Origin of the sequence: Streptomyces sp. NPDC057694 (genome assembly GCF_042799415.1) — a bacterium.
In the GTDB taxonomy this organism is placed as follows: Bacteria; Actinomycetota; Actinomycetes; order Streptomycetales; family Streptomycetaceae; genus Streptomyces.
The window spans coordinates 297,214-319,647 of the sequence record NZ_JBHVIX010000003.1 but is presented as its reverse complement, the minus strand read 5'-3'; the positions used below and the strand labels follow the sequence as shown (position 1 = coordinate 319,647).

Genomic DNA, 22,434 nt, shown 5'->3' with positions numbered 1-22,434 from the left:
AGTGTTAAACCTGGGGACGGTTTTTTTCTTCACCGGGGACATCCGCCCCGCGGGGTGCTGGGTTTGTGTTGTTGGAGCCACGAAAAAGCGCCTCCCACGGCCCCCCCGGCCAAAAAGGCCCTGGGGCGCCTGGCGTTTGCGGGGACTGTCGGTCCGGGGACATCGCAAGCCCGTACAGAGACTGGAGCCCCGCCCATGACCGCCACCCACGACACCGCCGCCGAACTGATCTCCGGCGCCCGCGAGCGCATCGACGCCCTCGACGACCGGATCATCGGGCTCGTCCAGGAACGGATGGCCGTGTCCGCCGTCGTCCAGGAGGCCCGGATCACCTCGGGCGGGCGGCGGGTCAGTCTCTCCCGCGAGATGGAGATCCTCGGGCGCTACCGGGAGGCGCTGGGCAAGCCCGGCACCGCGCTCGCGATGACCCTGCTGGAGCTGAGCCGCGGCAAGGTCTGACGCCCGTATCCCAGTTCGGTTCCGCACTCACCCGTACGGCGCGTGACCCCGGGCCCGCGGGCTTCGTTGGTCCCGATGTCCGTGCCAGCCAGGGGCGGGCCGAACAAACCACGCGTGGCTCCGCTGGAGCGATGAGACGTCACGGCCACGCCGTACGTCGTGGGACCTCGCTTCAGTGAAGTGACCGGACGGCAGGGGACAGCAGCCCGGTCACGACAAGAGAACGGCCGGTCCCGGGGACGCCCGGGGCCGGTCGGCCTCCTGACCTCCCCCTACAGACCTCAAGCCCGAGCACGACGCGCAGGACATCCCCACGCCCGCGCGCCACGTCCCCTGCCCGGCCCGCACCACCGACCGAACCTCCTGAGACCTGCGGCGCACTCCCCCCGGCGCCGCTCCCCCGGCACCGGCGCTGCCCTGACGTCGGAGCCGACCGTGCGGGGCCCGCGGACCTTTCCCGCGGGCCCCGCACCGTTCACTTCTCCAGCTTCGCCACCTGCGCCTCGATCATTTCCTGCGGCACCTGGGCCTTCTTCGCGCTCAGCAGGTTCGCCCCGTAGAAGACGGCCAGCGTCGAACCGCTGCGCACGACGGTGTACACCGCCGGGATCTCCTCGCCCTCGATCTTCGCGGTCATCGCGTACGAGACCGCCTCGTCGCCGAGCGCGGGAGCCTCGCGGGGCTCGACCTTCGCGTACTTGTAGTCGGTGTGCTCGAACGACGCGCACTTCTCGCTCTGCGCGCGCAGGTCGGCGACGACCTTCTTGGCATCGGCCTCCGGCTGCGCGAGCAGCGCGACCCGGATCACCGTGGCGTCGGTCGCCGTCAGGCTCGACAGCGACCGGGAGACCCGCGCCTTGGCGTCCGGCTCGGTCCCCAGCAGCATCATGTCGGCGATCGCCTGGCACGAGGACGGGTCGGCGGGCACGCTCACGTCCGGGATCTCGGCGTCGGGCGTCTTGCCGACGCGGTACCCCTTGACGTCGTCCTTGGTGATGACGGCCTGCGTCAACTCGGCCTCGGTCAGCGCCTTCAGCCCGGCCGCGGGCTTCCCGCCGCCGCTCTTCCCGCTGTCGCCCTTCGCGTCGCCGCCCCCACCCGATCCGCACGCCGCCGTGGTGGCGAGCACCGCCACCGTGCACACCCCGGCCAGCACCCGTCCCAGCTCTGACTTCACGTTCTTTCCCCACCTCGACTGTTCCTGGGCACGTGCACGACAACGCCCGCGCCGAGCCGCCATCAAAGCCCCGACCTGGGGTATTTGCCAGCCCTTTAACCCCCCTTCGGGTAACGATCGGACATCCCCGAAAAGGTTGTACGGCGCAGTGGTGACGGGCGCGTGATCCGGCTCTCATAAAGATTCTGTGAGATTCGGGACAACCATTCACAGGGATCACCGGTCACACATGCCGAACCAACGGCCATTCCCGTGAGCTTCACCGCGGAAGGCCTCCGCTCGACACTCATCGAGGTCTTCATGAAGCTTCGCCGCGCACTGGTGACGGCGGCCGCGACGGCCGCCATAGCGCCGATCGCACTCCTTTCCGCCCCGGGCGCCTTCGCGGACGAGACGCCCGGCACCACCAGCGAGACCACCGCCACGACGCAGGACCCGCAGGACACCGAGTCGACGCCCCCGGCGGAGACCACCACTCCGGCCGCCGAGGACACGACTCCCCCGGCCGAGGAGACGACCCCGGCCGCCGAGGACACCACCCCGGCCGCGGAGACGCCCTCCACGACCCCCGCCGAGACGCCGAGCGGCACTCCGACCGAGACCGCGACCGACCCGGCCGACGAGTGCACCGACTACGAGGACAGCCCGGGCACCCTCGCCGAGCTGCGCGGCCTGCCCTCGAAGATCGTCGCGGGCTCCGGCTGGCACGGCTTCACCTACCGCCTCTCGAACTACACCGGCACCGCCTTCGAGTCGTGGTCCGCCGACCTGATCGCCTTCTCGTACGCGTACGACGGCAAGGACGCCACCGAGACGAGCCGGTACTTGCACGTCCAGTGGTACGACGGCAGCGCCTGGCACGGTGTCGACACCAACATGGAGACCACGCACGAGTCCTTCGGCAACGGCGGTCCGCTCGCCCCCGGCGCGCACACCGACGTCAAGCTGCGCATCGCCGTCGACGCCAAGGCCCCGGCCGGGCTCGGCGCCTCGTTCGCCTTCGCCACCAGCGTCAACACCGAGGGCGTCTGCGGGTACAGCGTCCCCGAGGACCAGGAGTACGACTTCGAGATCCTGGCCGCCGGCACCGAGCCGGGCAAGGTCCCGCCGGCCAAGCCCGAGCCGAAGCCGAGCAACACCCCGGCCCCGCAGTCCAGCAGCACCCCGCTCGCCGGATCGCTCGCCTCGACCGGCTCCAGCTCGATGCTGCCGACCGTGGGTGTCGTCGGCGGTGTCGCCGTCCTGGCCGGCGCCGGTGTCGTCTACTCCGTGCGCCGCCGCAAGGTGAGCGACGAGGCGTAAGCGCCCCGCACGGCACACGGCATGGGGAAGGACCCGCACTCGGAGGGGAGTGCGGGTCCTTTCGTGTACGGCGCTCCTGCTGTTACTGCTTCTTGGGCGGCACCGCCGGCATCCCCAGGAACGGCAGCTTCAGCGCGCCGAACGCGTCCGCCGGGACCGCCGGGCTCTTCGGCTCGACCGGCGAGAGCCGGACGTACGCCGCGCCGGACTCCGGGCGCCCGTCCTCCTCGCCCTTGTTGGGCCAGTACGACATCGCGCGCTCGGCCTGTGCCGTGATGGTCAGCGACGGGTTCACACCCAGGTTCGCCGAGACCGCGGCGCCGTCCACCACCGAGATGCCGGGGTGGCCGTAGACCCGGTGGTACGGGTCGATCACACCGGTCTCGGCGCTGTCGCCGATGGGGCAGCCGCCGAGGAAGTGCGCGGTGAGCGGGGTGCCCATCAGCTCGCCGACGTTCGACCCGGCGAAGCCGTTGATCTCCGCGGCGATCGCGGCCGCACCCTCCGAAGCCGCCCTGATCTGCTTGGGGTTGGGGGCGCCGTGGCCCTGCTCGGCCGTCAGCAGCCCCTTGCCGACGCCGTCCGGCTTCAGGTACGTCGTCAGGGAGTTGTCCAGCGACTGCATCACCAGGCCGATGATGGTGCGCTCCGACCACTTGCGGTTGGACAGCGAACGGACCGCGAGGGACGGGTGCTTGACGACGTTGGCCAGCCAGCCCGCGACCCTCGACGAGCCCTCCACGTAAGGGACTTGGAGGATCGACATGCCGCCCATCGCGTTCGAGCCCTTGCCGTAGCGGACCGGCTCGATGTGGGTGCTCGCGTCCGGGTGGATCGAGGACGTGATGGCGACACCGCGGGTGAAGTCCGCCCGGTCCGCGCCGTGCTTCTTGCGGTAGCGGCGGTCGGTGGTCTGCGCCCCGACCAGCGCCTCGGAGTTGGTGCGGGTCAGCTCGCCCAACCTCTTGGACAGGTACGGGAGTTGACCGCTCGCCTTCATCCGGTGCAGCAGGGTCTGGGTGCCGTACGTACCGGCCGCGACGACGATCCTGCGGGCCGTGAAGACGCGGCCCTCGGACTTCTTCTTGTCGTCCGTGGGGAGCGTCGCGACGGCGTAGCCGCCCTGGGAGTCGTCCGTCACCGAGACGACCGTCGTCATCGGGTGGACCACCGCGCCCGCCTTCTCGGCGAGGTACAGATAGTTCTCGTTGAGGGTGTTCTTCGCGCCGTGGCGGCAGCCCGTCATGCACTCGCCGCACTCGGTGCACGCCTTGCGGGCCGGTCCCGCGCCGCCGAAGTAGGGGTCCGCGACCTGCCGGCCCGGCTCGGCCCTGACCCCTTCGGCGTCGTCGCCGTCGCCGAAGAACACGCCGACCGGCGCCATGTGGAAGGTGTCGCCGATGCCCATCGACTGGGCGGCCGCCTTCAGGTGCACGTCGGCCGGGGTCATCGTCGGGTTGAGCCGGACGCCGAGCATGCGCTGCGCCTGCTCGTAGTACGGCTTCAACTCCTCCTCCCAGTCGGTGATGTCCTTCCACTGGGGATCCTCGAAGAACGGCTTCGGGGGGACGTAGAGGGTGTTGGCGTAGTTGAGCGAACCGCCGCCGACACCCGCGCCGGCCAGCACCATGACGTTGCCCAGCAGGTGGATGCGCTGGATGCCGTACATGCCGAGCCTGGGCGCCCAGAGGTAGTTCTTGATGTCCCAGGAGTTCTTGGGCAGGGTGCCGGGGGTGAACCGGCGTCCCGCTTCGAGCACTCCGACCCGGTAGCCCTTCTCGGTCAGCCGCAGGGCCGACACCGAGCCACCGAAACCGGAGCCGATGACCACCACGTCGTAGTCGTAGGCGTCCTCAGTCACGTACACGTTCTCCTTCGAACGACACGGGTCTACTTGAGGCGGAACTTCTTCATCAGGCCCAGGCTGCGCGTCATGAAGTCCGCGTACTTCTCGTCGCTCATGCCGAACGACGGCGCCATGGGCATCACGCGCTGGTGGGCGACGGTCTGCGCCTCGGTGTACTTGAGGATGCCCTCGGAGCCGTGCCGGCGGCCGAGGCCGGAGTCCTTCATGCCGCCCATCGGCGACTGCACGGAGCCGTAGGCGGGCGCGTAGCCCTCGTTGATGTTGACCGTGCCGGTGCGCAGCCGGGCCGCGACCTCGTGACCGCGCTTCGCGTCCTTCGTCCACACCGAGGAGTTCAGGCCGTACGCGGTGCCGTTGGCCTCCGCGACGACCTCGTCCTCGTCGCTGAAGCGGTAGATGGAGACGACCGGGCCGAACGTCTCCTCGTTGCAGACCGCCATCGGCGCCTCGACGCCGTCGAGGATGGTCGGCTCGAAGAAGTACGGGCCGATGTCCGGGCGCGCGACACCGCCCGCGACGAGAGTGGCGCCCTTGGCGACGGCCTCCTCGACGTGCCGGGTCACGGTCTCCAGCTGGCGCTCGCCGACGAGCGAGCCCATGTCGGCGCCGTAGGCCAGGGACTTGCCGAGGCGCATCGCCTTGGTGCGGGCCGCGAACCGGGCCACGAACTGATCGGCCACCGACTCGTGGACGTACAGCCGCTCGATGGAGATGCACAGCTGGCCCGCCGAGGAGAAGCAGGCGCGGACGGCACCCGCCGCGGCCTTCTCCACATCGGCGTCGGCGAGCACCAGCATGGCGTTCTTGCCGCCGAGTTCGAGGGAGACGCCGACCAGCCGGGCGGCGGCGCCCTGCGCGACCTCGCGGCCGGTGCGGGTGGAGCCGGTGAACGAGACGTAGTCGGCGTGCTTGACCAGCTCGGGGCCGACGACCGGGCCCTCGCCGAGGACGACCTGGAAGACCTCGGCGGGCAGGCCGGCCTCGATGAGGAGGTCGCGGGCCCACAGGGCGGTGAGGCAGGTCTCGGTGTCGGGCTTCATCACGACCGCGTTGCCCGCGACGAAGGCGGGGAGCGCGTCGCCCACCGACAGTTCGAGGGGGTAGTTCCAGGGCGCGATCTGGCCGATGACACCGCGCGGCTGGCGCAGCTCGGTGACCTTGGTGAGCGTCGGGACGGCGCCGGTGTGCCCCTTCGGCTTCAGGTAGGACGGGGCCTTGCGGCCGTAGTGCCGGGCGGCGACCGCGACGGCCTGCACCTCTTCGTGCGCGTGCAGCCGGGCCTTGCCGGTCTCCAGCTGGATCAGGTCGAGCACCTCGGCCTGGCGGGCGAGCACCAGGTCGTGGAAGCGGAGCAGGACGGCGGCCCGCCGGCGCACCGGGGTCCTCGCCCAGACCGCCTGCGCGGCGCGGGCCCGCTCGAAGGCGCTCGCCACGTCCTCGGGCGTCGACTCCGGCAGGTCGGCGAGCTTCTCCCCGGTGAACGGCGTGTGGTTCGCCGTGCGGCCCGAGCCGACCACGTCACGGGTGAGCTGGGCGATCAGCTCGGGGGTGACCACGTCGGTGACCGTGCGCGCGCCCTCGGGTGCGGCGGCGATCGGGTTCGTCCCGGTCGTCCCGGGCTTCTCGGTCTGCTCTGGGGTGGCCTGCGACTCCGTCATGAAGGGGAGCGTAAGCCTCGGCGCACACTTTGGGTACCCGTCGGTAATCGCCCTTCACCGCGTCCACACACCGCGCCAGCGATCACTGGCAGCAAAGCTGCTGATCAGGGGCTTTGCCGATGCCAGTGGTCGCCTTCGTGGGCGCCTCTCAACTCTTTTCCGGCTGGAAGCCCGCGCATGCCTTGGTGTAGACGTCGGTGCCCTGCTTCTCGGCGTCCCCGCCGTCCTTCGGCATGCTCACCCCCAGGTCGTAACGCCCCTGGTCACCGACGATGTACAGGCGCCGCTCCCGCATGGCGGCGTCGTCGTTCGCGTTCCGGTAGGTGATGTCGAGCTCGGCGGCGTCCATGCCGTGGAAGGTGGTCCTGGTGACCTTCTTGCTGATGTCTGTGGCGCCGCCCGCCGCGTAGGAGTCGCCGACGCCGGTCGCCCAGGCGAACGCCGTGGAGGTGCCGGTCGTCCAGCGCTTCAGGCTCAGCGTCACATCGCTCTTGGGGTCGGTGTACTGGACACCGTCGTCGGAGGGGTCGTGGTAGACGTCCGTGAGCTTGTCCGGTACGGGGATCAGCGCGTGGAGTCCCGGCTCCTTGCGCACCGTCCAGCCCTTGGCCGGGAGCGAGGGGGAGGGTGAGGTCACGGGCGAGGACGAGCTCTTCAGCGGGTCACCGGGCGCCGCCGAGCCCTTGCTGTACTCGGTGCCGCTGTCCCCGGCCCCCGCGCCGAGCGAGGTGCCGAGCCAGACCCCGCCGCCGACCAGCAGCGCACCGGCCAGCGCGGCCGCCAGCAGGGCCGGTGTGCGGCGGGACTTGGCCGGGGCCTCCTCCTGGGTGGTGTTCGGTTCGGGGAGCGGCGCGATCGGCTCGGGTCGCGGCCCGGCCGGCCGCACTGCCCGGGGTGCCGCCGCCGGGTCGAGGGCCGCCGTCAGCTCCTCGGCCACCTCGGCCGCGTCCGGACGCAGCGCCGGGTCCTTGGCGAGCAGCCGGGCGGTCAACGGGCCGAGCGCACCGGCCCGTTCGGGCGCGGGCGGGTCGAAGGAGAGGATCGCGGCGAGCGTCGACTCCAGCGTCGTCCGGCGGAACGGGGACCAGCCCTCCACGGCCGCGTACAGCAGCACGCCCAGCGACCACAGATCGCTCGCCGGGCCCGCCCCGTCGCCCGACATCCGCTCGGGGGCGATGGACTCCAGCGAGCCGACGAACTCGCCGCTGACCGTGAGCGATTCCTCGCCCTGGATGTGGGCGATGCCGAAGTCGGTGAGGACGACGCGGCCGTGCGCGCCGAGCAGCACGTTCGCCGGTTTCACATCGCGGTGCACGATGCCCTTGGCGTGCGCGGCGCGCAGGGCGCCGAGCACCGCGAGCCCGATCCGGGCCGCCTCGGGCGGGTCGAGCGGGCCCCGGGCCAGCAGCTCGTGCAGCGACTCGCCGCGCACCAGCTCCATGACGATCCACGGCAGGTCGTCCTCGACGACGACGTCGTGCACGGTGACCGCCGACGGGTGGTCGACGCCCGCCGCGGCCCGCGCCTCGCGCTGGAGCCGGGCGTAGGCGCGCTGCTGGGCCTCGCCGTGCGGATCGCCGGGCAGCCGCGGCTGCTTGACGGCGACGTCGCGGCCGACGAGTTCGTCGACCGCGCGCCACACGGTGCCCATGCCTCCGGCGCCGATCCGCTCGGCGAGCCGGTAGCGGCCGCCGATGAGACGGCCCTCCTCCTGTCCCCCGTACTGATTCACGTCAGGAGTTCTCGATCTCCAGGTTGGCGACGGCGGCGTCGGCCACCGCGCGGCCGCGGTCGGCGAAGTCGCCCTCCTGCGGGTAGCCGATCATCAGCTCGTACATGTCGCCCTTGGCCTTGACGTAGAGGATGCGGACCTCGCCCTTGAGCGAGCCGGCGGTCTCCGAGGTCTGGTAGGTGAGGGTGTTCGTGCCCGCCGTGTCGTCGCCCTTGAACGTGGTGTCCTTGGGGGCGCCCTTGGGCGCCGGATCGGAGGAGACGCCGATGTCCGAGTCGCCGGTCGACTCGAAGTCCTTGTTGTCGGCGTAGGCCTGGGCGGCGCCGTCCTTGGCGATCTGGTTCAGGCTGTCCTCGGCCTTGCGGATCACCGAGAGGCGGACCCACACCGCGCCGCTGCCGTCGGTGTACTTCACCCAGTGCGCGTTCTTGGGCTCGTTCGCGTCGGGCTTCGACTCCTTGTACCCGTCGGGCGCGGCGACCGTCGCGTTCAGCTCGGGGACGCTGTGCTTCGTCCAGCCGTCCGGCAGCGGTCCCGCGAACGGGTCGGCGACGACGAGGTACGCGGCCACGGCGAGCGCCACCACCCCGGCGCCGATGCCGACCAGCGCCTTCCGGCCCAGCCGCAGACCGCCCTGCGCCGGGCCGATCTGCACGACCTGCGTGGGCGGTTGCACCGGAGGCTCGGCGGCGCGCTCCAGGAGCGCCCGCACCTGTGCCGCGTTCGGCCGGTGGGCCGGGTCCTTCTGGAGCAGGCCGTTGATGGCGTCGGCGAGCGGGCCCTGCGCGGAGGCGGGCGCGGCCGGCGTCGCGTTCAGCACCGACTGGAGCGTGGCCGGGGTGTTGCTGCGGCGGAACGGCGAGACGCCCTCGGTGGCCGCGTACAGCACGACCCCCAGCGACCACAGGTCGGAGGCGGGGCCCGGCCGCTGGCCCAGGACCCTTTCGGGTGCGATGAACTCGGGCGAGCCGACGAAGCCGCCGGTGTCGGTCAGATTGGTCTCGCCCTCGATCTGGGCGATGCCGAAGTCGGTGAGGATCACGCGGTCGTGGCGGCCCAGCATCACGTTGTCCGGCTTGACGTCGCGGTGCAGGATCCCGGCGGCGTGCGCCGCTTCCAGCGCGCCGAGCACCTGGAGGCCGATCCGCGCGGCCTCCCGCACCCCGAGCGTGCCCTCCTGGAGCGCCTCGCCGAGCGAGCGGCCCTGCACGAACTCCATGACGATCCACGGCTGTCCGTCCTCGACGGCCACGTCGTGGACGTTCACCACCGCCGGATGGTCGAGCCGGGCCGCGGCGCGCGCCTCGCGGCGCATCCGCTCGAAGGCGTTGGACCGCTCCCGCTCGGGCAGGTGGTCGGGCAGCCGGGGCTCCTTCACGGCGACGTCCCGGTCCACCGTCTCGTCCTTGGCCCGCCACACCGTGCCCATGCCGCCGTGGCCCAGCTTGCTCAGCAGCCGGTAGCGCCCGGCGACGAGGCGGCCCGCGCCCGGGTCCGGCTCCGGCTGCTGCCGCGGCACCGCCTGGGTCGGCGGCGCGGGCTCGGCCGGGGCGGGCCGCGCGTACGGGTTGTCCGGATGCGGGACGTACGACGGCTGCGGCTGCGGCGTTTGTGATGGCTGCGGCGTTTGCGGTGGTTGCAGCCCGAAGCTGGTGGGCTCGTTCGCGCCCCGGCCCGGGCCGTAGGGTGCTCCCCCGTTGTCACTCATGGCCCTATCCCTACCGTGCGGGCGCCCCGGGATCCACCGTGGTCACGGAGTTGTGACCGCGCTGATGCGCACGCTCGGGTCAATCCCCGGCGGACGGTACGAACGTGTCGACCGCCGCGTCGAAGTGGGCCCTGCCCCGGCCGGCCTCGCCGACCGGCGCCGACACCCACACGTCGTACATCCGGCCGCCCTGCTCCCAGCACAGGTCGACGGTGTGCCGGGCGCCCTCGGCCGCGCTGAACCCGTTCCAGGTGAACTCCCACAGCGCGGCCGCGCGCCCGTCGTGGGTGGTGTCGGTGACCTTCCCCGCCCGGTAACCGGGGTTGTTCTTCGGCCCGTCGGCGGCGGACTTCCGCTGCGCCTCGCCCGGCCCGCCGCCGACGGTGTCCGTCACCTTGATGCCGATCCGGAAGGTGTCGCCCGGCGACAGGTAGAAGACGCGGGGGCCGTCCACCTCCCGCCTGAAGCCCTTCGGCACGGCGAGCCGGAAGCCGCCGGGGTCGTCGGCGATGCGGTATCCGGACGGGGCGGAGGCGCGCGGTGTCTCGGTGCGGGTCTCCCGGCGGGTGACGGTGACGGTCGGCGTGGGTGAGGGAGACACCGAGGACGCCGACCCGGACGGCCGCCGCGAGGACGAACCGGGGCTGCCCGGTGGCGCGTTGTCGCCGGTGCCCTGCTGGGACAGGAGCACGGCGATCGCGATCGCGGCCCCCGCCACGGCCGCGACGAGCGCCGCCGCCACGAGCAGCACCCGGGGCGAGCGCCCGCGCCGCGCGGCCGGGGGCACGTCGTACCGGGTGGGCGTGTACGTGGGGCGCAGGGCGTCCGCCGCGTAGGGGACGGCGGGCTGCGGGGTGGCCCCGGTGGCGATGTACGCGCGCAGCAGCCGCTCGGCCTCGTCGAGCGGCATGCGCCGGGCCGGCTCGCGCTGGAGCAGTCCCTGGATCACGGGGAGCAGCGGTTCGGCCTCGGCGGGCGGCCGGAGTTCCTCGTAGACGACCGCGTGCAGGATGCCGCCCAGCGAGTCGCGCCGGAACGGCGACTCACCGGTGAGGACGGCGACGAGCAGCACCCCGAGCGACCACAGGTCGGCGCCCGCCCCGGCCCGCTCCCCCGCCATCCGCTCGGGCGCGGTGTACTCGGGCGAGCCGACGAAGCCGCCGGTCTCGGTGAGCGTGGAAGCCCCTTCGACCTGCGCGATCCCGAAGTCGGTGAGCACGACGCGGCCGGTGCCCGCCTCGATGAGCACGTTCGCGGGCTTGAGGTCGCGGTGCAGCACCCCGGCGGCGTGCGCGACCCGCAGCGCGCCGAGGAGCGCGAGCCCGATCCGGGCGGCCTCGGTGGCGTCCACCGGGCCCTGCCGGGCGATGCGGTCGGCGAGCGAGCCGCCGCTGATCAACTCCATGACGATGTACGGGTGTTCGTCGTGCAGGACGACGTCGTGGACCACGATGATGTTCGGGTGCCGCAACTGGGCGACGGCCCGCGCCTCGCGCAGCATCCGCTCCCGCTGCTGGCGCGCGTCGTCCTCCGAGAGGCTGTCGTCGAGGCCGAGTTCCTTGACGGCGACCTGCCGCCCGAGCAGTGTGTCCGACGCCCGCCAGACGACGCCCATGCCGCCGCGTCCGATCCTGGCCTCAAACCGGTAACGCCCGCCGATCACACGGACGTTGTCCCCCTCGGTCCCCATACGCCCCATCATGCCGCACGGGTGTCCGTATTGAGGGGGAGGTTCCGGTCAGGGCGCGGGCGGCCCGACTCGGCTCTATTCGGCGGGGCGCCAGCCCTTGCGGATGTTCTCGAACTGCTGGCGGGCGCTCTGCCACTGCCCCGCCGGGGCCGACAGGTAGATGGCGTACTCGGTCCCGTCGTGCGCCACGTACGTCTCCTCGATGGCCCGGCGCGGCCCGGCCGCCGAGTCCTTGGAGCCGCCGGTCCAGGTGAAGTCCCACAGGGAACCCTTCTGGTCCCGGAACGTGTTGGCCTCCAGCGACACCCGGCTGTAGTCGGGCAGCGACTTCTCGAGGGTCTTCTCCAGGTCCCGCTGGTGCTGGTACGAGTCAGTCCAGTCGGACGACGTGTCGATGCCGATGCGGACGAAGCGCTGTCCGTCGCCGGGGCCGTAGTCGATCTGGGTCTCGGTGCTGGAGTCCAGCCGGTGCCAGCCGGGCGGCACCATCAGGCTGAATCCGGCGGGGTCGTCCTTCTCCTGCCAGTCGGCCGGGATGCCGCCGGTGCCGGGCTTCGCCGACCCCGAGGCCGACGGACTCTGCGGCGCGGGGCTGCCCTTGCCGTCGGAGCCGTCGGTGCCGTCACCGCCCGTGTTCTGCTTCGCCGACGAGCCCGAGTCCTGGTGGTCCAGGTAGTAGAGCGCGCCGAACGCGCCACCGCCGCCGACGAGCAGCGCCGCGAGCACGCCCCCGACCCACAGCGGCCAGCGCCGCTGCCGGGTCCCGGCGGGCGTCGACGTGGTGGTGTGCTGGACGGGCGTCTGCGGTACGGGCGTGTGCGCGCCCGGCACGTGCGTCGCCCCGGTGGGCGGCGACGACGGGTGCACCTGCGTCGGCACGTACGCCTGCGCCCCGCCCGCCCGGCGCCCCTCGGCGACCTCGGCGAGCATCATCTCGGCCTCGTCGGAACCGGGCCGCGCGGCCGGTTCCTTGCGCAGCAGCGCCGCGATGACCGGCCCCAACTCCCCCGCGTGCTCGGGGATCTCGGGCTCCTCCTCGATCACGGCCTGCATGGTGCTGATCGGGGAGGTGCGGCGGAACGGGGAGCGGCCCTCCACGGCCGTGTACAGCGTGGCGCCCAGCGCCCACAGGTCGGAGGCCGGGCCCGGCTCGGAGCCGCTGACCCGCTCCGGCGCCAGATAGTCCACGGAGCCGACGATCTCGCCGGTGCGGGTGATGGTCGAGTCGCCCTCGACCTGCGCGATGCCGAAGTCGGTGAGCTTGACGCTGCCGTCGCGCGCGAGCAGCACATTGCCCGGCTTCACATCGCGGTGCAGCACCCCGGCGTTGTGCGCGGCGCGCAGGGCCCGCAGCGTCCACAGGCCGATCCTGGCCGCCTCGGCCGGCACGATCCGCCCGTGCTCCTTGACGGCGTCGGCGAGCGAGGGACCCTCGACCAGCTCCATCACGATCCACGGCCGGTCGTCGTGCTCCAGCACGTCGTGGACGGTGACGACCGCCGGGTGGTTGATGCGCGCGGCGGCCCGCGCCTCCGTCTGCGTACGGGCGAGGAGCGGGGCGCGATCGGCCTCGGACACCCACTGAGCGGCCGTCAGTTCCTTCACGGCGACGACCCGGTGGAGGACTTCGTCGTGCGCCCGCCAGACGCGGCCCATGCCACCGCGACCTATCGATTCTCCGAGCCGGTAGCGGCCCGCGAGGAGCTGGCCCTGCATCTGATTCACGTTCCCCCGCAAAGGTCTTGACAGGGTCACACTAGGGAGCAGGAGCCGCTCAAGGAACAGGCGGGGTCCCATGGAGACGACACTGTGACGCGCGTCGCGTTCACTTTCCCGTCGCCAGGAGGTAGCCGCCGGATACCCGCGGGGGGTGCTGCGGGAGTGCTCAACCCCCGTACTGATACGTGGAAGATGCCTGGTCGAAGAGGCGCGACACCTCGTCGCGCTCCGCCTCGGGACCCCGGACCTGCACCACGTGGTACTTCCCGCCGACGACCATGGCGAGATTGCGCACGAACACCTGCCGGCCGTCGCTGCCCTGCCAGGTGAACTGCCCCTCGGCCATCGTCCGCCCGCCCACGTCGATGGTCTTCATGCCGCTGGACGTGGCCCACGTCGAGTCGCGGAACGGCTGCAGCTCCCGCTCGTCCTCCCGCTGGTACTTCATCGGGTCCTTGCCGTACGTGGCCGTGGAGTCGCGGCCGGGGACGACCAGCAGCTCGAAGTCGCCCTGGGCGTAGACGACCTGTCCCCGCCCGTTCTTCCCCTCGCGCTGCCAGCCCTTGGCGACGGCGACCTCGAAGCCCTCGGCGTCCTTGCGCAGGGTGAACCCGGCGGCGACGTCGGACTGCGGCTGGGTGGAGGACGGCTCGGAACTGCTGCGGCCCTTCGGCGGCTTCGAGGCCTTGGAGGCGGGCGCCGACGGCTCGGGGCTCTTGTCCGGCTGCTTGGGCGCACCGCCCACCGCGTTGGCGTTCTCCTGTGTGCCGCCCTGGCCGCCGGACTTCGGCATGAACACCATGGCGTACGCCACCGCGCCGACGAGCCCGACCAGGACCAGGGCGACGAGCAGCTTCCCGAGCGACCTGGGCCGCCGGGGCGCGGCGGTCCCCCGCATCGGCCTGGGCTGCGCCTCGGGCATCCGGGGCGCGCGGGGTTCCCTCAGCGCCTGCGGTGCCTTCGGGGCCTTGGGCGCTTTGGGCGCCCGGGGCGGCTTGGCCGCCTTGACGGGGTGCGGCATCCGCTCGTCGCGGCCGCGCTTGTGCCGGCCCGCCGCCCGCCCCGCGCGCCGCCTGCGCACCAGCTCGCCCCTGCGGCGCTTGATGGGCAGCCGGGTCGCGTCGTAGGCGGGCGCGGGCACGACATGGGTCCCGGCGTCCGGCTCGGGCGCGGAGCGCACCAGCGAGCGCAGCCAGCCCTGAAGGTCCTCGAAGTCGAGGCGCTCGGTGGGGTCCTGGCGCAGCAGCGACTCCACGACGGGCCGCAGCGGCCCGCACTCCTCGGCGAACGCGGGCGGCTCGGCGCACACCATCTGCACCAGCTCGGGCGTGGACTCCTCCGGGTAGGGGGCGTGCCCCTGCACGGCGCGGAAGAGCAGCGCGCCGAGGGCCCACAGATCGGTGGCGGGCCCGACGGGCGCGGCGAGCTGCCAGCTCTCCTGCACCGGATAGGCCTGCTCGGGCGCCCAGCGCTCGGTGACGGGCCCCACGACGGTCATCCGGACCTGCCGGGCGCGCTCGGCGTCCAGCGTGGTGAGCGCGGGTCCCCTGGCGGGCCCCTTGGGCAGGTCCTCCGCCGGTTCCCGCGACTCGGGGTCGCGGTCGGGGGCGGCCTCGGCGCCGGGTATCAGCTCGTTCCACCGCGTGGGCTGCACGGCGGGCGTCGGCTCGGGCTCGGGCGGGGCCTCGGCCGCGGGCCGCCGGGTGGCGCCGTGCCAGGAGTCCCGTACGCCGTAGGGGTCGTCGACCTGTCCGGCGGCGGCCCGGGCCCCGGCCCGGTACGCGGCGATCGCCCCGGCGCGGGCGGCCCGGAAGTCCCCGGACTCGATCGCGGGCGCGGCGGGCGGTGCGGGCACGGCGGGCGGTGCCGGCACGGGTGGCTTCGACAGGACCGGCCGCTCGGGCTCCGGCGAGGGCGCGGGTGCGGGTTCCGGCGCGGGTGCGGGAGCCGCCTCCGGCTCGGGCGCGGGGCGCGGGTCGTACCCGCACAGGGCCTCCTCGGCGGCGCCGGCCGCGAGCCCGGTGAGCACCACCCGGCCGTCGTCGCAGACGAGCACGGTGCGCGCCGTGATGTTCCGGTGCACCCAGCCGTGCGCGTGCAGGGCCCGTAACGCGGTCAGGACGTCGGCGGCGATCTCGGCGGCGCGATAGGGGCTCAACGGCCCCTGGGCGAGCAGCGCGGCGAGCGGCCTGGCCCCCACCACCTCGCTCACGACCCACAGCGACCCGCCCTCGGCGAACACGTCGAAGACCTGGTCGAGCCGGGGATGGTCGGGTATCTGCGCGGCGGCCTGCGCGGCCTCGATGGCGCGGGCCACGGACGGCTCCGCCGACGCGCGGGCGGGCGGCGCCCCGGGCCTGAACCCCTCCGGCAGCCCGTACCCTTCCGGCAGCCCCTCGGCGTCGAGCACCTCGGCCTCGACGACCTCGGGCAACGGCACCTGCCGGACGAGGACTTCCTGCCCGCTGTAGGTGTCGAAGGCGCGGGACGCCCAGGACCGCGTCGTGTCGTAGGCGTCGTAGGAGTCGGCGACCGGCAGCGGCAGGCGGTACCGGTCGGCGAGCACCCGTCCCGCGTACTCGTCCACGATGCCTCCCCGCGCTCCGCCCTCGGTCAAATCCGTTCTTTTTGCGACCCGTTACCCGTACTGATGCGCCCGCATACGGCTGCGTACGGTTCGCAAGCACTCACGATACGTGCCGAACGGCGTCGAGGGAGAGTGTTCAGGAGTTGCGTGAAGATCACGACTTGGGTGTGAACGTCTGGGTAAAGGTCTTCCAGGTGGACTTGCGCAGCGCACTGCCCCAGTCGCCGTCCTTCGCGGTGTACATCAGCCCGTACCCCAGCGAGCCGTTCACCACGAATCCGCGGTCCACTGACCGGTACTTCGTGCCCCCGTCGGAATAGGTGAACTCCCAGTCGGCCGTGTTCCAGCCCCGGTAGTCCACCGCGGCTATGCGTATGCGGTGGTACTGCGAGCGGCGCATGTACTGCTCCTGGCTGCGCCAGTCGGCGACCGGGTCGGACTTGGGCGTGGTGGTCCAGCCGACCAGCAGCTTCTGTCCCTTGGGGCCGGTGAAGCGGGCCCCGGCGGCGCTGGTCGAGACGTACTTCCAGCCCTTGGGCAGACCGATCTTGAAGCCCTGGCTGTGCTTGTACGTCTCCTCGGCGGCGGACCCGGAGCCCTTGCCGGACGAGTCGTCACCGGGCGAGGCCGACGCGTCGGAACTCTGCGACGCGGACGAACTCGGGTCGCCACCGGCGCCCTTGTCGTCCTTGCCGTCCGTGCTGCCCTTGTCGTCGCTGTCGCCCTTGCCGCTCTTGTCGTCCTTGCCGTCGCCCTTGGCGTCGTCGCCCGCGGTGGTCCCGGCGGAGGACGAGGTCTTGTCGCCGCCCGCCTTGCCCGCCTGGTCGTCGCCGCCGCTCAGCGCGAAGGCCAGCACGGTGCCGACGACGACGAGCGCGGCCACGACCGCGGCGATCACCAGCGTGCGGCGCGGCACGACATCCGTGATCGCGGCCTTCTTCGCCTTCGCGGGGGTGCGCGGCGGCGCGCTCGCGGACCGCTCGGCGACGGCCGTGGCGGCGGCCTTGCGCACCGAGGTGAGCGCGCCGCGCAGCCGCTCGGCGGCCTCCTCGCCCTTGGCGGCGACCCCGGCGGCGGCCGCACCGGCCTTCGCCGAGCGCTTCCTGGGCTCGGGCGGCAGGGGCGGCAGGGGGACGACCTTGGTCGCGTCGACCGGCTCCGGCTCGGGCGCGGCCTCCGGCTCCGGCGCGTGGATCACCTCGTTGAGCAGCGCGCGGGCGCCCGCGTCGTCGAGCCGCTGCGCGGGGTCCTTGGCGAGCAGTCCGTAGATCACCTGGGTCAGCAGCGGTCCCGCGTTGGTCGGCGGGTCGACCGGCTCGGTCATCACGGCGGTCAGCGTCGCGATCGCCGACCCCTTGTCGTACGGGGGCACACCCTCGACGGAGGCGTAGAGCAGACCACCGAGGGACCACAGGTCGGCGGCGGGTCCCGGCTTGTGCCCGCGGGCCCGCTCCGGAGAAATGTACGAGGGAGCGCCGACGAGCATCCCGGTGGACGTGATCGACGGATCGCCCTCCACCTGCGCGATGCCGAAGTCGGTGAGCACGACCCGGCCGTCCTCGGCGATCAGCACGTTCGACGGCTTCACGTCGCGGTGCAGGATGCCCTCGCGGTGCGCGGAGCGCAGCACGTCGAGAATGGCGAGGCCGACCTCGGCCGCCCGCTTCGGTTCGAGGAGTCCGTCCTCGCGCACGGCCTCGGCGAGGGACTTGCCCTCGACGAGCTCCATCACGATCCAGGGCCGGTCGTCCTCGTCGACGACGTCGAAGACCGTCACCGCGCCGTTGTTGCGGATCCGGGCGATCGCCTTCGCCTCACGCAGCGTACGCGTGACGAGGCGGCGCTTCTCCTCGTCGTCGATGCTCGACGGGAAGCGCAGTTCCTTGACGGCGACCGTGCGCCCCAGGGTCTCGTCCTTGGCGCGCCACACCGTGCCCATGCCGCCGCGGCCGAGCACCGCGCCCAGGCGGTAGCGTCCGGCGAGCAGACGGCCCTCCGTGCCACGCGACGCACCCTCGGCCTCGGCGCCCGCTGCGGACTCGGCACCGGTCCCGACCCCGTCCGACACGGAAGAGTCCCGACGAGTGCTCTTGTCCTGACGGGTTTCGCCCGCCCGCTCCGCGTCCGACATGCGTCCCCTCTGCAACCCGCCCTGACAGAACCTTCATTGTCCCTCACACCAGGACCACTTGACGCCCAGGGTCACCCCTGGGACCACGTGCCCGGGACCGTCCCGCCCGAGGGACGGCGGGACCGGACGGGCCGTCATACGCGCACTTGGGACACTCCTGGCCATACCTCCGGCCACGCCCCTTCTGCGCCTGAATCCGGCCACCTCACCGCAGTTCGCCGCCCCGCCGCAGGCCACTCTTCCCTCGCACGTCGGCAAGGGCAAGGCCCTGGGGTGCTCAACACGGCATCCACCCAGGGCCGTTACGGCCGCGCCCCCGCCCCGGAGCGCGGCCGGTCACGCCTTACGAGAGCGGCGCGATGTCCGGCGCCCCCAGCCGGGCCGCGTCGGCGGTGAGGTCGTCGGGCTGCAACTGCGACTCCCGCTCGGCCTGCACCCGCTTCTCGTAGTGCTCGACCTCCCGCTCCACCTGGTCCTTGTCCCAGCCGAGCACCGGCGCCATCAGCTCGGCGGCCTCCCGCGCGGAGCGGGTCCCCCGGTCGAAGGTCTCGATGGAGATCCGGGTGCGCCGGGTCAGCACGTCGTCGAGGTGCCGGGCGCCCTCGTGCGAGGCGGCGTAGACGACCTCGGCGCGCAGATAGTCGTCGGCCCCGGTCAGCGGCGCCCCGAGCCCGGGGTCCTTCGCGATCAGGTCGAGGACCTCCTCGGCCAGCGCCCCGAACCGGTTGAGCAGGTGCTCCACCCGTACGACGTGCAGGCCGGTCCGGGCGGCGATCCGCGCCCGCGCGTTCCACAGCGCCCGGTACCCCTCGGCCCCGATCAGCGGTACGTCCTCGGTGACGCACTCGGCGACCCGCTGGTCCAGGGCGTGCACCGCCTCGTCGACGGCGTCCTTGGCCATGACCCGGTACGTCGTGTACTTGCCGCCCGCGACGACGACGAGCCCCGGCACGGGGTGCGCCACGGTGTGCTCGCGCGACAGCTTGCTGGTGGCGTCGGACTCCCCGGCGAGCAGCGGCCGCAGCCCGGCGTACACGCCCTGCACGTCGTCCCGCGTGAGCGGCACACCGAGCACGGAGTTCACGTGCTCCAGGAGGTAGTCGATGTCGGCGCTGGACGCCGCCGGGTGGGCCTTGTCCAGGTCCCAGTCGGTGTCCGTGGTGCCCACGATCCAGTGCCGCCCCCAGGGGATCACGAACAGCACGCTCTTCTCGGTGCGCAGGATCAGCCCGGTCGTCGAGTTGATCCGGTCCTTCGGCACGACGAGGTGGATGCCCTTCGACGCCCGTACGTGGAACTGCCCGCGCTCCCCGACCAGGGCCTGGGTGTCGTCGGTCCACACGCCCGTGGCGTTGACGACCTGGCGGGCGCGGACCTCGTACTCGCCGCCGCCCTCCACATCCTGTACCCGGGCCCCGACGACCCGCTCGCCCTCGCGCAGGAACCCGACGACCCGCGCCCGGTTCGCCGTGTGTGCGCCGTACATGGCGGCGGTGCGCACCAGGGTGGCCACGTACCGCGCGTCGTCCATCTGCGCGTCGTAGTACTGCAACGCCCCGGTCAGCGCGTCCTTCTTCAGCGCCGGCGCCACCCGCAGCGCGTGCTTGCGGGTCAGGTGCCGGTGCATGGGCAGCCCTCGCCCGTGCCCGCGCGCCATGGACATCGCGTCGTACAGGGCGACGCCCGATCCGGCGTACAGCCGCTCCCAGCCCTTGTGCTGGAGCGGATACAGGAAGGGCACCGGCTTCACGAGGTGCGGCGCGAGCCGCTCCAGGAGCAGCCCGCGCTCCTTCAGCGCCTCCCGGACGAGCGCGAAGTCCAGCATCTCCAGATACCTGAGCCCGCCGTGGATCAGCTTGCTGGACCGGCTCGACGTGCCGGACGCCCAGTCCCGCGCCTCGACGAGCCCGGTGGACAGGCCGCGGGTCACGGCGTCGAGCGCGGTGCCCGCGCCCACCACCCCCGCGCCCACCACGAGGATGTCCAGCTCCCGCTCGGCCATCGCCGCCAGAGCCTCCGCGCGCTGCTCGGGTCCCAGTGTCGCTGCCTTCACTGCTGCCTCCCGCTGTCGTCGGCGCCGGCCTCACCGGCAGGTGCTGCGTGGTCCCGGGAGATACCGGCCCTTTCCCGATTCTGACCCTCCTGCCCGATTACGGCCACCAGCAGACCTCCGCCTGTGGACAACCTTCGGCGCGGGCGGCGACATGCTCCAACTCATTGCGGCGCAATGAGGCATATCGGTCATATTTACTCCTAGTCTGATCGTGCGCTCGCCCGTTCTGTCCACAGGGCTTGCGAACACGTCCCGCTCCGGCTAACGCCGGTCCGCCTCCCGGGAAGGACGGCCACCGCCATGCCCGCTGACCTCGCCGTCGTCGGCCTCGGCCACCTCGGCCTGCCGCTCGCCCAGGCCGCCGTCGCCGCCAGGATCGCGACCGTCGGCCACGACCCCGCCCGCGCCCGCGACCTGGCCGCCGGCCGGCTCCCCTGCGACGGCGACGCCGCGGCCCTGACCGCCGCCGACGTCCGCCGGATGCTCGCCGCGGGCTTCCGCCCCACCGCGAACCCCGCCGAACTCGCCCGCGTCCGCACGGCGGTGATCTGCGCCCCGACCCCGCCCGGCGCGGACGGCAGCCCGTCCCTCACCCCGGTGATCGAGGCGACCCGCACCCTGGCCGCCCATCTGCGCCCGCACACCACGGTGATCGTCGAGTCACCGGTGCCGCCGGGCACCACGGAGACGGTCCTGCTCCCCCTGCTCGAAGAGGGCTCCGGGCTGCGCGCGGGCCGCGACTTCCATCTGGCCCACGCCCCGGGCCGGATCGACGCGGGCCTGCGCGCCCACCCCTACTCCGCCACCCCCAAGGTCATCGGCGGCCACACCCCGGCCTGCACGGAGTCGGCGGCCACCTTCTACAGCCGCCTGACCGACAAGGTCGTCCGCGCGCGCGGGCTGCGCGAGGCGGAGACGGTCCACCTCCTGGAGACCAACTACCGGCACGTCAACATCGCCCTGGTCAACGAGATGGCCGTGCTCTGCCACGACCTGGGCGTCGACCTCTGGGACGTCATCCGCTGCGCGGAGACCAAGCCCTTCGGCTTCCAGGCCTTCCGCCCGGGCCCCGGCGTCGGCGGCCACGCGCTCGCCCAGGACCTGACCTCGCCCCACCTGCCCACCCGCCCCCTGCGCCTGGTCGAACTGGCCCGCCAGGTCAACCACCACATGCCGACGTACGTGGTCCAGCGCGCCGCCACCCTCCTCAACGAGCACGGCAAGTCGGCCCGCGGCGCCCGCGTCCTCCTCCTCGGCGTCACCTACAAGCCCGACCTCGCCGACCAGCAGGGCACCCCCGCCGAGGAGATCGCGACCCGGCTGATGCAGCTCGGCGCCGCCGTCAGCTACCACGACCCCTACATCCCGTCGTGGAACGTGCTGGACCGCCCGGTCCCGCGCGCGGACTCCCTCTACGAGGCCGCGGCCGACGCCGATCTGACGATCCTGCTCCAGCACCACCGCACGTACGACCTCCAGGGCCTCGCGGTGAAGGCCCAGCTGCTCCTGGACACAAGAGGCGCGACCCCGGCAGGGGCGGCACACCGGCTCTGACTGCTACTCTGCGGCCTCTCTGGGCACACACGTGCCCACGTTCACACTTTCGGGGGGACCGCATGACCCAGCCGCCACAGCCACCTCAGCCCCAGCCGCAGGAGGGCAATCCGTACGCGCAGGACAAGCCCGCCACGGATCAGCCGCAGCCCGGTTACGGCTACCCGCAGCAGCAGCCGGGCCAGCCGCCGCAGCAGCAGTACAGCCCGTTCCCGCAGCAGCAGGGCCCGGGCGGCTTCGCACCTGCACCGCCTGCCTCGTCCGGCGGCGGGAACCCGGCGCTCGGCATCCTCGCCGGTGTGGTCGCGGCCCTGATCCTGGCCTGGGCCTACGGCGCCATCATGAAGGCCACCGAACACGAGATCGGCTACGCGGCCATCGGCGTCGGCTTCGTCGTCGGCCTCGTCGTCGGCAAGGTCGGCGGACGCAACGCGGTGCTGCCGATCCTCAGCGCGGTGATCTCGCTCGCCGCCGTGTACCTGGGCCAGATCACCGGCATCGCGATGGTCCTCGGCGACATGGCGAACATCTCCTTCGTCACGGCCCTCACCGACCACTTCGACACCATCAACAGCGCCTGGAAGGAGAACGCGGACTTCAAGGAGTACGCGTTCCTCGCGGTCGGCGCCTTCGCCGCGTTCGGCTCGGCCAAGAAGGCCGCCTCCTGACGCACGTACCACCGCATGTGCAAAGGGTCGGGGCCCACCGTTTTCTGTGGGGGCCCACCCCTTTTTTTTCCCTAGGTGTTCCCGGGGGTGTTGCTGGGCCCCGCCCCTCGACCCCCCCCCCCCGGACCC

General features: G+C 72.6%; 14 protein-coding genes. 4 read left to right on the top strand and 10 right to left on the bottom strand.

Translation table 11 applies throughout. The features are described 5' to 3' along the window. Nucleotides 1-195: 195 nt before the first annotated feature. Nucleotides 196-459 (top strand): chorismate mutase, encoded by a 264-nt coding sequence (locus ACFVDP_RS11300; protein WP_383486825.1) that lies wholly within the window; start codon nucleotides 196-198, stop codon nucleotides 457-459. A gap of 475 nt (nucleotides 460-934) precedes the next feature. Here the strand turns inward: ACFVDP_RS11300 and ACFVDP_RS11295 are convergent, their stop codons facing one another. Continuing rightward, nucleotides 935-1,636, bottom strand: coding sequence for a hypothetical protein (locus ACFVDP_RS11295; RefSeq protein WP_383486823.1), 702 nt, complete (start codon nucleotides 1,634-1,636; stop codon nucleotides 935-937). Nucleotides 1,637-1,888: 252 nt separating this feature from the next. Here ACFVDP_RS11295 and ACFVDP_RS11290 point away from each other — a divergent pair, with 252 nt between their 5' ends. Further along, nucleotides 1,889-2,938, top strand: coding sequence for an LPXTG cell wall anchor domain-containing protein (locus tag ACFVDP_RS11290; RefSeq protein ID WP_383486820.1), 1,050 nt, complete (start codon nucleotides 1,889-1,891; stop codon nucleotides 2,936-2,938). An 82-nt stretch (nucleotides 2,939-3,020) separates the two neighbouring features. Here ACFVDP_RS11290 and ACFVDP_RS11285 read toward each other — a convergent pair whose 3' ends face one another. From ACFVDP_RS11285 to ACFVDP_RS11245, 9 genes are all read right to left on the bottom strand, one after another. Continuing rightward, nucleotides 3,021-4,799: a GMC oxidoreductase gene (locus ACFVDP_RS11285; protein ID WP_383486818.1), complete on the bottom strand. Its 1,779-nt coding sequence runs from the start codon at nucleotides 4,797-4,799 to the stop codon at nucleotides 3,021-3,023. Nucleotides 4,800-4,828: 29 nt separating this feature from the next. Continuing rightward, complete coding sequence (locus ACFVDP_RS11280; RefSeq protein ID WP_383486815.1) at nucleotides 4,829-6,463, bottom strand: succinic semialdehyde dehydrogenase; 1,635 nt, start codon at nucleotides 6,461-6,463, stop codon at nucleotides 4,829-4,831. A gap of 148 nt (nucleotides 6,464-6,611) precedes the next feature. Next, the gene (locus ACFVDP_RS11275; RefSeq protein WP_383486812.1) at nucleotides 6,612-8,195 is read right to left on the bottom strand and encodes a serine/threonine-protein kinase; all 1,584 of its coding nucleotides are present in this window, start codon (nucleotides 8,193-8,195) and stop codon (nucleotides 6,612-6,614) included. 1 nt (nucleotide 8,196) lies between these two features. After that, the gene (locus ACFVDP_RS11270) at nucleotides 8,197-9,903 is read right to left on the bottom strand and encodes a serine/threonine-protein kinase (protein WP_383486809.1); all 1,707 of its coding nucleotides are present in this window, start codon (nucleotides 9,901-9,903) and stop codon (nucleotides 8,197-8,199) included. A gap of 79 nt (nucleotides 9,904-9,982) precedes the next feature. Further along, the gene (locus tag ACFVDP_RS11265) at nucleotides 9,983-11,593 is read right to left on the bottom strand and encodes a serine/threonine-protein kinase (protein WP_383486807.1); all 1,611 of its coding nucleotides are present in this window, start codon (nucleotides 11,591-11,593) and stop codon (nucleotides 9,983-9,985) included. A gap of 75 nt (nucleotides 11,594-11,668) precedes the next feature. Continuing rightward, complete coding sequence (locus ACFVDP_RS11260; protein ID WP_383486804.1) at nucleotides 11,669-13,309, bottom strand: protein kinase; 1,641 nt, start codon at nucleotides 13,307-13,309, stop codon at nucleotides 11,669-11,671. Nucleotides 13,310-13,478: 169 nt separating this feature from the next. Beyond that, nucleotides 13,479-15,899 (bottom strand): protein kinase, encoded by a 2,421-nt coding sequence (locus ACFVDP_RS11255; protein WP_383486801.1) that lies wholly within the window; start codon nucleotides 15,897-15,899, stop codon nucleotides 13,479-13,481. Between the two features lie 154 nt (nucleotides 15,900-16,053). Further along, nucleotides 16,054-18,030, bottom strand: coding sequence for a serine/threonine-protein kinase (locus tag ACFVDP_RS11250; protein ID WP_383486798.1), 1,977 nt, complete (start codon nucleotides 18,028-18,030; stop codon nucleotides 16,054-16,056). A gap of 343 nt (nucleotides 18,031-18,373) precedes the next feature. Next, nucleotides 18,374-20,083 (bottom strand): glycerol-3-phosphate dehydrogenase/oxidase, encoded by a 1,710-nt coding sequence (locus tag ACFVDP_RS11245; protein WP_383486796.1) that lies wholly within the window; start codon nucleotides 20,081-20,083, stop codon nucleotides 18,374-18,376. Nucleotides 20,084-20,383: 300 nt separating this feature from the next. On the opposite strand from ACFVDP_RS11245, the gene ACFVDP_RS11240 reads away from it, so the two are divergent. Then, nucleotides 20,384-21,637, top strand: a complete 1,254-nt coding sequence (locus tag ACFVDP_RS11240) for a nucleotide sugar dehydrogenase (RefSeq protein WP_383486793.1) — start codon at nucleotides 20,384-20,386, stop codon at nucleotides 21,635-21,637. Between the two features lie 62 nt (nucleotides 21,638-21,699). After that, entirely contained in the window at nucleotides 21,700-22,305 is a 606-nt protein-coding gene (locus ACFVDP_RS11235; RefSeq protein ID WP_383486790.1) for a hypothetical protein, read from the top strand. Nucleotides 22,306-22,434: the final 129 nt, after the last annotated feature.